The organism is Butyricicoccus sp., from assembly GCF_050872565.1.
Classification (GTDB): domain Bacteria; phylum Bacillota; class Clostridia; order Oscillospirales; family Butyricicoccaceae; genus Butyricicoccus_A.
In genome coordinates, this window is record NZ_JBNMHC010000472.1 from 1 (window position 1) to 1382 (window position 1382).

Here is a 1382-nt window from a genome sequence, read left to right on the forward strand (position 1 = left end):
AAACATTCATCATTCTGCCGCTTTGAAATTATATACCGGCCGAATGCGCTGTACAATGTCCGCTGTCGGCGCAATTTGTTCCACAATTTCGTTCATCGTTTTATATGCCATTGGCGATTCATCCAGCGTGCCTTGCTGCACACAGGTGGTATAAATGCCGCGCATAGATTGCTGAAATTGTTCCAATGTCAGCGTCTGTTTGGCATCGGTGCGGCTCATCAGACGGCCGGCACCATGTGGCGCCGACTCATTCCAGTCTTTGTTGCCCTTTCCCACGCAAATCAGACTGCCATCGCGCATATTGATCGGAATGAGCAGTGTTTCTCCCTGTTTTGCAGAGACGCTCCCCTTGCGCAAAATCATCGCATCGGTATCAATATAATTGTGAATCGTCGAAAAGGCATCCAAACAGGTTAATCGCATATTTTGCAAGATACTCTGTACCATTGCCTGCCGATTATAAACCGCAAACCGCTGCACCAGCTTCATATCATGGATGTAATCGGCAAACAGCTCGCCGGATACATACGCCAGCTCTTTGGGAACATCCGGCGTGTATTCCCGTTTGATTTGCGCCGTGGTGCGCGCAATGTCCTGTTCGCGCCCCTGCGCTTTGAGCTGCTGCATTGCCTCCTGCACCAGCGGTCTATATCCCTGCTGCAATGTCTTCCAGCCTGCTTTTTGATAAAAGCTCGCTGTCTCCACGCCGAGATGCCGACTGCCCGAATGCACCACCAGATACAGGTGTCCGTCTTCTCCTCGGTCTATCTCAATAAAATGATTGCCGCCGCCCAGCGTGCCGATGCTGCATTGCGCGCGCTTGATGTCCACGTGTCCGGCACAGTGCAGCTCTCTCAGGTCGATGTCCTTTGCCAGCGGATGCGGCTGCGGGTGAATCGCATGTCCCGACGGAATCTGCGTGCGAATGACGCGATCCAATTCGTCAAAATCCATGCTCGTCTCTCTGAGCTTGACGGTTTCCATGCCGCAGCCAATGTCCACACCGACCATGCCGGGCACAACTTTATCCCTCAGCGTCATTGTCGTTCCAATCGTGCATCCCACACCGGCATGTACATCCGGCATGATGCGAATGTTAGAATCCGCAAACGCCTGCTGGTCACAAACCGCTTGGATTTGCTGCCGCGCCTGTGGCTCCAGCGTCTTGCAAAAGCACTTTGCCGTGTTGTGTGTTCCCCGAATGGCAATCATAGGTTCCCTCCTGTTCTGAAATGTTCTGAATATAGCAAAAAGACCTTAACTTTCGTTAAGGTCTTTGGTGCAGATGGAGGGACTTGAACCCTCACGTCCTTGCGAACACTAGCACCTGAAGCTAGCGCGTCTGCCATTCCGCCACATCTGCATGGCGTCTCTTCTTTTGT

At 52.4% G+C, this 1382-nt stretch carries 1 protein-coding gene and 1 tRNA gene; both read right to left on the reverse strand.

From position 1 onward, the window contains the following. Positions 1-9 precede the first annotated feature (9 nt). The gene (locus ACR0P9_RS12635) at positions 10-1212 is read right to left on the reverse strand and encodes an RtcB family protein (RefSeq protein ID WP_432620684.1); all 1203 of its coding nucleotides are present in this window, start codon (positions 1210-1212) and stop codon (positions 10-12) included. Positions 1213-1277: 65 nt separating this feature from the next. Beyond that, positions 1278-1363 (reverse strand) — tRNA-Leu (locus ACR0P9_RS12640). Positions 1364-1382: the final 19 nt, after the last annotated feature.